Annotated in this window: 5 protein-coding genes; 2 read left to right on the top strand and 3 right to left on the bottom strand. The window is 71.1% G+C overall.

Annotation, left to right across the window (positions count from 1 at the left end; genetic code table 11):
* Positions 1-99: 99 nt before the first annotated feature.
* Positions 100-1,680 (bottom strand): acyl-CoA mutase large subunit family protein, encoded by a 1,581-nt coding sequence (locus ABT004_RS28050; protein WP_351342220.1) that lies wholly within the window; start codon positions 1,678-1,680, stop codon positions 100-102.
* Between the two features lie 191 nt (positions 1,681-1,871).
* Between ABT004_RS28050 and ABT004_RS28045 the strand changes: the two genes are divergently transcribed.
* The gene (locus tag ABT004_RS28045) at positions 1,872-2,690 is read left to right on the top strand and encodes a L,D-transpeptidase family protein (protein WP_351342219.1); all 819 of its coding nucleotides are present in this window, start codon (positions 1,872-1,874) and stop codon (positions 2,688-2,690) included.
* 208 nt (positions 2,691-2,898) lie between these two features.
* Here ABT004_RS28045 and ABT004_RS28040 read toward each other — a convergent pair whose 3' ends face one another.
* Together ABT004_RS28040 and ABT004_RS28035 are read right to left on the bottom strand one after the other, a co-directional pair.
* The gene (locus tag ABT004_RS28040) at positions 2,899-4,035 is read right to left on the bottom strand and encodes a hypothetical protein (RefSeq protein ID WP_351342217.1); all 1,137 of its coding nucleotides are present in this window, start codon (positions 4,033-4,035) and stop codon (positions 2,899-2,901) included.
* Positions 4,035-4,718: an RNA polymerase sigma factor gene (locus ABT004_RS28035; RefSeq protein WP_351342216.1), complete on the bottom strand. Its 684-nt coding sequence runs from the start codon at positions 4,716-4,718 to the stop codon at positions 4,035-4,037. The genes ABT004_RS28040 and ABT004_RS28035 overlap by 1 nt, the downstream gene beginning before the upstream one ends.
* Positions 4,719-5,303: 585 nt before the next feature.
* On the opposite strand from ABT004_RS28035, the gene ABT004_RS28030 reads away from it, so the two are divergent.
* Complete coding sequence (locus ABT004_RS28030; RefSeq protein WP_351342214.1) at positions 5,304-7,784, top strand: N-acetylmuramoyl-L-alanine amidase; 2,481 nt, start codon at positions 5,304-5,306, stop codon at positions 7,782-7,784.
* Positions 7,785-7,793 lie beyond the last annotated feature (9 nt).

Here is a 7,793-nt window from a genome sequence, read left to right as displayed (position 1 = left end):
CCCGCGTCTCAAACGCCGGCGGGGCTGTTTAGCCCCTGCGGCGATTGAGCAGCGGGGTCCGGGGCGGAGCCCCGTGAGCCCGGCCCCGGTGTTGGTCGGTCAGAACGTGTCCGACGGGACGTACGCGCCCCAGATCCCGCGGAGCGCGTCACAGATTTCGCCCACCGTCGCGCGGGCGCGCAGCGCGTCCTTCATCGGGTAGAGGACGTTGTCCTCGCCCTCGGCCGCCTTCTTCAGCGCGGCGAGCGCCGCATCAACCGCCCCCTGATCCCGCTCGGCCCGCAGCTTCGCGAGCCGCTCCACCTGCTGCGCCTCGATCGCCGGGTCGACGCGGTGCGGCTCGTAGGGCTCCTCCCCGTCGAGCCGGTAGCGGTTGACGCCTACCACGACACGTTCACCGGAGTCGGTCTCCTGCGCGATCTGGTACGCGCTGCGCTCGATCTCGGACTTCTGGAAGCCGCGCTCGATCGCGTTGACCGCGCCGCCCAACTCCTCGACCTTCTCCATGAGTTCGAGCGCGACGGCCTCCACGTCGTCCGTCATGCTCTCGACGACGTACGAGCCGGCGAACGGGTCCACCGTCGCCGTCACATCCGTCTCGTACGCGAGGACCTGCTGCGTACGCAGGGCCAGGCGCGCGGACTTGTCGGTGGGGAGGGCGATCGCCTCGTCGAAGGAGTTCGTGTGCAGCGACTGCGTACCGCCGAGGACCGCGCCGAGGCCCTGGACCGCGACGCGCACGAGGTTCACCTCGGGCTGCTGGGCGGTGAGCTGCACGCCGGCCGTCTGCGTGTGGAAGCGGAGCATCAGCGACTTGGGGTTCTTGGCGCCGAACTCCTCCTTCATCACCTTCGCCCAAATCCTGCGCGCCGCGCGGAACTTGGCGACCTCCTCCAGGATCGTCGTACGGGCGACGAAGAAGAACGACAGGCGCGGGGCGAAGTCGTCGACGTCCATGCCGGCCGCGACGGCCGTGCGGACGTACTCGATGCCGTCGGCGAGCGTGAAGGCGATCTCCTGCGCGGGAGAGGCACCCGCCTCGGCCATGTGGTAGCCGGAGATCGAGATGGTGTTCCACTTCGGGATCTCGGCCTTGCAGTACTTGAAGATGTCCGCGATCAGCCGCAGCGAGGGCTTGGGCGGGAAGATGTAGGTGCCGCGGGCGATGTACTCCTTGAGCACGTCGTTCTGGATGGTGCCGGTGAGCTTGTCGGCCGCCACCCCCTGCTCCTCGCCCACGAGTTGGTACATCAGCAGCAGCAGCGCGGCCGGGGCGTTGATCGTCATCGACGTGGAGACCTTCTCCAGCGGGATGCCGCCGAGCAGGACGCGCATGTCCTCGACGGAGTCGATCGCGACGCCCACCTTGCCGACCTCACCGGACGCGATCGGGGCGTCGGAGTCGTGGCCCATCTGGGTCGGCAGGTCGAAGGCGACGGACAGGCCCATCGTGCCGTTCTCGATGAGCTGCTTGTATCGGGCGTTGGACTCGGTGGCCGTACCGAACCCGGCGTACTGGCGCATCGTCCACGGGCGGCCCGTGTACATCGTCGGGTAGACACCGCGCGTGTAGGGGTACGCGCCCGGTTCGCCCAGCTTGCGGTCCGGGTCCCAACCCCCCAGAGCCGACGGGCCGTAGACCGGCTCGATGGGCAGTCCGGACTCGGATTCGCGCGCCATGGTTGTGCCTCCAGCGATTACTTGCCGATGCTTACTTGCCAGTAGTGAACGACCCTCGCGACGGACTGTAGCGGCGGGCGTGCGGCCAGTGGAGAGTCCCGCGCTGGGACCTTGCTCACAAGCTTTCCCACGTTTCGACGTGGGCAGTATCCGCGGGACGAGAGAGAACGGCTCGGCAGGCGGGGGATGTCATGCGGACAGCAGTCCTACGTTCGATGATCGGCGTCACCGGGATGGTCATCCTGGTGGGCGGCTGCAAGGCCCAGGCCGTGGAGGGCGGGCGGACACCCGGCTCGCCCACTTCACCAACTTCGGCACACACGCCCTCCGGCCGCGACGACGCGAAGCCCTCCGCGCCACCTTCCGCACCCCCCGCCCCCAAGGTCCTCCTCGCTCCCGGCGACAGGTCCAAGGACGTACGCGAACTGCAGGCGCGGCTGCGCCAAGTGGCTTGGCTCTACAACGGGCCCACGGGCACGTACGACGACGTGACGGCCGACGCGGTCAAGGGGTTCCAGGGCAAGCGCGGGCTGCCGCGCACCGGTGAGACGGACGCCGTGACCTGGCAGCGGCTGCTGCGGATGACGCACGAGCCGGGCAAGTGGGAGCTGTACCAGTTCGGCGGGCAGCCCCCGGCGAAGCCGGATCCGCGCTGTATGACGGGGCGGGTGATCTGCATCAGCAAGACCAGTCGCACGTTGGCGTGGATGGTGGACGGCAGGCGCGTGCTGACGACCGAGGTGCGGTTCGGGTCCCAGTACACGCCGACCCGCGAGGGTGTGTTCCACGTCGACTTCAAGTCCCGGCACCACGTCTCGACGCTCTACGACTCCCCCATGCCGTACGCGATGTTCTTCAGCGGCGGCCAGGCGGTGCACTACTCGTCGGACTTCGCGGCGCGCGGGTACGCGGGGGCCTCGCACGGCTGTGTGAACGTCAAGGACGAGCGGGCGATCGCGCGACTGTTCGCGCGGGTCAGGACCGGCGACAAGGTCGTCGTCTACTGGTGAGCGTTCCTGCGGGGTGAAGTGTTGAGTGGCGCGGGTGGGACCGGGGGAACGTGTCCCACCCGCGCCAGCGGCACTGAGCTCCGGATACGGGGGGGAACCCGGGCTCGTGCGCTGCCGATGACCAGTCGGCTCACTTATTACTGCGCCGCGGCTTCCAGAAACGTCACACCCGGCGCGCAACCTTTCTGACCCGTTACGTTTCCGCAGGTCACAGGGTCGGTACCGCACTGGAGGTCGGGCTGGGGCTGGAGGAGGTGCTGGGGCTGGGGCTCGGGCTCGCGGTGCCGCCCGGGTCGCCGTCCTCGTCCTCGTTGCCGCTCCCGCGGTCGCCGTTGCCCTTGCCGTCCGACCCGCCCGACCCCTTGCCGTCGTCCGAGGCGCTCTGGCTGTCCGAGTCGTCCTGGCTGTCCGTGTGCTGCGAGGTGGTCCTGTCGGCCGACGCGGTGGGGGTTCTGTCGCGGGTCAGGACGCGGTCGCAGAAGCGGTCGAGGCTCCGCTTGTCCTGACCGAGCGCCTTCGCGGACGCCTCCAGGCGCTGCACGTCCGCGGCGCCGGACTGCCCGCCGCGGTACTTGCGGCAGGTGTCGACGAGCTTGCGCGCCTGGGCCCTCGCCCCTTCGGTGCCGGTCACGCCCGGTCCGGGGCCGCGCCCCTTGGACGTACGGCCGTCGCCGGGGGCGCCCTTGTCCTTGCCGCCGGACGGGGAGCCGGAGGCGGGCCCGCTGCCGGAGTCGCCGGACGGCTCCGTCGGGCTCGGCACCGCGTGGCCGTCCTCCGTGACCCCCGCGGAGGCCGAGGCGAGCGGCCGCTCGGGGCTCGCGGCGGCGGACACGGACGCGGCCGGCGCCGGATCGCCCGACCCGCGGAACGGCGAGGGCAGCACGCCCGTCCCCGCGGCGACCGCGACCCCGCCGACCATGCACGCGGCGAACGCGGCGACGGCCCCGAGCCGCGCGGGGCGGCCCCAGAGCGAACGCCGCCCGGACGCCTTCGGGCCCGACCTGGCGGACCGCCGGTCGCGCCCCGCACGCGCGCCCCCTCCCACGGAACCGCTCACAACACCACTCACAACACCACTCACAACACCGTGCACTACGCCATCCACAGCACCGTTCACTGCGCCGTTCACAGCCGCGACGGCGCGCGTCTCGCGGAACGCCTTCAACGCGACTTCCTCGCCCGGGAGTTCACCCTCGGGGCCGGCCGGCACCTCGGCCAGCATGTGCAGCGCGGCGGTCAGCCTGTCGGCCCGCCGGGCGTCGTCTCCGGATACGGCCGGGGCCTCTCCGCGCAGCAGGCGGTCCGCCGCGTCGCGGTTAAGCCACTTGTCGTGCTCGTCGGCCATCACATGTCCTTCTGCGTCCGCGAACGCGAATGCGTCACACCTGCGGACGTCGACGTACGAGTGCGGTCGCGCCGTGGAGTCGGTACCGCTTCGAGGGAGTCGGCGGTGTTCCCGTCCTTGTCCGCCGCGGGTTCGGCGGCGCCGAGCAGTTCGGCGAGCCGCTTCAGGCCGCGGTGGGCGGCGGTGCGGACCGCGCCGGGCCGCTTGCCGAGGGTCTGCGCGGCGTTCTTCGCGTCGAGCCCGACGACGACGCGCAGCACGACGGCCTCGGCCTGGTCCTGCGGCAGCTCGGAGATGAGGGCCATGGCGCTGCCGGTGGCCAGGGACTCCATGGCCTCGTCGGCGGTGTCGGAGAGGGCGGGTCGGCCGGTGAGCTCGGTCTCGTCGCCGCCGATGGCGGGCCGGCGTCCCCGCATGCGTATGTGGTCGAGCGCGCGGTTGCGGGCGATCCGGGCGGCCCAGCCGCGGAACCGGTCGGCGTCGCCCTCGAACCGGTCGATGTCGCGGGCTATCTGCAGCCAGGCCTCCGACGCGACGTCCTCCGCGTCCGGGTCGCCGACGAGCGTGCGTACGTATCCGAGCAGGCGTGGGTGCACGGCGCGGTACACGGTCCGGAACGCGGCCTCGCTCCCGTCCCGCGCCGCAAGCACCGCGGTGGTCAGCTCCGCGTCGTCCCCCAGCACTCCCCTGCCCCTGCCCTGCTTTGGCCGTGAAGCCGTGTGCGCCGTCGATACGGGTGCGCGCGCCCGGCGCGAACCAGAACGCTACGGCCTGAACTTCCTCGCGTCCATGTTCGTACAACAGACAACCAACGGTGTCCCAGGGTGGTGTGACAGAAAACGCACCGGCGGCGCTGAACCAAGTACGGGCCGCTCGCGACCCGTGACGCGCGGCGGCCGGGGTCTCTCCTGTGGGGGGTGGCGACCTCGGCCGTCCCGCTTATGAGCTGCCGCCCGGCTCGGCGTGCGTGCCCCCGCCCCCCCGTAGGCACACGCCTCGGGGCTCCGCCCCGGACCCCGCGCCTCAAACGCCGGCGGGGCTGATCTCGGACACGTGACGTGCGCCACATCCGCACAACCAGTACCCCTCCTTGACCGTCGTTCGCTGGATAGAGCAGCTACCCGCGCGTCACGCGGGATCCATGTGAACTTCATTGAGGGGTGGGGCAATTGAGCCCGCGACATTCGCGAGCGAGAGCGAAGGCGGACGACGCCCGCGGATCGCACGCGTACAAGCCGCTGAGTCTCAAGCGGAGAGCGTGGATCACGATGGGGGCGGTCGTCGTCGGCGGCGCCGGAGTCGTGTCGTACGCGATGGCCGACCCGGGGACGGAGGTGGCCGATACCGCCGCCTACCGGGCCGCGTCCGTGCACACGTTGAGCATGGAGACGAAGAGCGACCGGAAGGTCGTCCCGCAGAAGTCGACGCAGCGGTTCAACGCGGTGTCGGTGACGTGGAAGGACCCCGCGGAGAAGCTCGACGGCACCGCCCAGTTCCGGGCGCGCGGCGCCGAGACCGGTGCGTGGGGGGCCTGGACCACCCTGCCGGAGGAGACCAACGACTCCGACGGCGCCGAGCGCGCGGGCTCCGACATCCGCGGCGGCACCTCCTCCGTGTCCACGGCAAGCACCTCGACCGGCGTCGAGGTGCGTGTCGTCGACGCCGACGGCCGGGCCAAGGACCTGCCCGCCGGGATGGACGTCAAGCTCATCGACCCCGGCACCGGCACCCGCAAGGGCGGCACCGAACCCGCCGCGTTCACGGCCGACGAGACGCCGCCCGCGGCCCGCCCCTCGACCGTCGTGAAGCCGACGATCATCCCCCAGTCCGTGTGGGGCCCCGGCCTCGCGCACGACGGAACTCCCGTGTACGACACGGAGATCAAGGCCGCCGTCGTGCACCACACCGGCGTGGACTCGGACAACCAGGTGCCCTGTGCGCAGACCGCTCAGCGGCTCCGCGAGATTCAGCAGGACCATGTCGGCAAGGGTTATTACGACATCGGCTACAACTTCGTCGTCGACCGCTGCGGCCAGATATTCGAGGGCCGCACCGGCGGCATGGACCTGCCGGTGCACGGCGCCCACGACTACGGGTTCAACACGGACACCGTCGGCATCTCCTACATCGGCAACTTCGAGAAGGCCAAGCCGACGAAGGCGGCGCTCGACGCCATCTCCCGCGTCACCGCCTGGAAGTTCGGCCAGTACGGCCTCAAGGCCACCGACAAGGTGACGCTGACGTCCAACGGCGATCTGGGCACCGACGGCAACAAGGTCGCCAAGGACACCACCATCACGCTGCCGCGGGTCTTCGGTCACAAGGACACCAACACCACCCTGTGCCCCGGCGCGAACCTGTACCCGAAGCTCGGCCGCATCGCGACGCAGGCCGCCACCCCGGGCATCTCGCACGCCCTGGCCTCGCAGAACGTCGTCGGCGACGCCACGGACGACATCGTCTCCGGCCTCCCGAAGGGGTCCAGCGGCGGCCAGATCGCCATCGTGCCCGGCAGCGCCGCGGGGCCCACGGCCACCGGCAAGAAGCTGATCTCGCAGTCGACCGCCGACATCCCCGGCGCGGGTGAGAGCGGTGACGAGTTCGGCGCCTCCACCGCCACCGGCGACATCAACGGCGACGGCGCCACCGACATCGTCGTCGGCCAGCCCGGCGAGGACGACACGGCGGGCCACTCCAACCGCGGCGCGTACACCATCCTGTACGGCCCGGCCTTCACCTCCGGCACCGGCGTCAACATCGACGGCAGCTATGAGCTGACCAACGCGCGCTTCGGCTCCGCGGTGGCCGTCGGCGACTTCAACGCGGACGGCACGGCCGACGTGTTCGCCGCCTCCACCGGCACCGGCGGCACCTGGAGCGCCCGCTACGGCGACGGCTGGGACTCCGACTCCACGATCACCTCCACCGAGGACAACCTGTCCTACGCGGACGCCGCGTCCGGCGACTTCAACCGGGACGGCTACGCGGACGTCGCGCTGAACTACCGCGACGGCAGCAGCCTCGGCAAAGTCGTCTGGTACAAGGGCGGCGAGGGCGGCCTGCGCAAGGCCGCGACGCTGACCGTCAAGGGCGGCCGCTCCATCGGCGCGGGCGACATCAACGGCGACGGCATCGACGACATCGCCATCGGCCAGCCGTACACCGCCGAGTCCGGCGCGGCGGCGGGCGGCCAGGTCACCTTCGTCAAGGGCTCGCTGCCGACGTCCACGACCGCGGGCGGACTGACCCCCACGGGTGCCAAGTCCGTCAACCAGGGCACCTCGGGCGTCCCAGGCGCCGCCGAGGCGGGCGACGCGATGGGCGCCTCGATCGCGGTCGGCGACTACAACCTCGACGGCTACGCGGACGTGCTCGCGGGCGCCCCGAACGAGGACATCACCCGCGACGGCAAGAACCGCTCCAACGCCGGTAACTCGGTTCTCCTGAAGGGGGCTTCGACCGGGATCACCGGCACCGGCGCGCTCACCGTCACCCAGGACACCGCCGGCGTCCCCGGTTCCACCGAGACCGACGACAACCTCGGCTCGGCCGTCGCCCTGACCGACCTCTCCGGCTACGGCCGCGCCGACCTGGTGCTCGGCACGGCGGGCGAGAACACGGGCGAGGGCAACCTGACGTACGTACCGAGCAACTCCAGCGGTCTGGGTCTGTCCTCGACGAAGACCTTCACGAAGACCACGCTAGGCACGTCGGCGACGGCGCGCATAGGCGCCAACTTGGCGCCGTAGTAAGCGAAT

Source organism: Streptomyces sp. NPDC002790 (assembly GCF_040295505.1).
Taxonomy (GTDB): domain Bacteria; phylum Actinomycetota; class Actinomycetes; order Streptomycetales; family Streptomycetaceae; genus Streptomyces.
This window is presented reverse-complemented; position numbering and strand designations above follow the sequence as displayed.

Coding starts and splice junctions, on each gene's coding strand:
- ABT004_RS28050 (WP_351342220.1), bottom strand. CDS start 1,680: ATGGCGCGCGAATCCGAGTCCGGACTGCCCATCGAGCCGGTCTACGGC.
- ABT004_RS28040 (WP_351342217.1), bottom strand. CDS start 4,035: ATGGCCGACGAGCACGACAAGTGGCTTAACCGCGACGCGGCGGACCGC.
- ABT004_RS28045 (WP_351342219.1), top strand. CDS start 1,872: ATGCGGACAGCAGTCCTACGTTCGATGATCGGCGTCACCGGGATGGTC.
- ABT004_RS28030 (WP_351342214.1), top strand. CDS start 5,304: ATGGGGGCGGTCGTCGTCGGCGGCGCCGGAGTCGTGTCGTACGCGATG.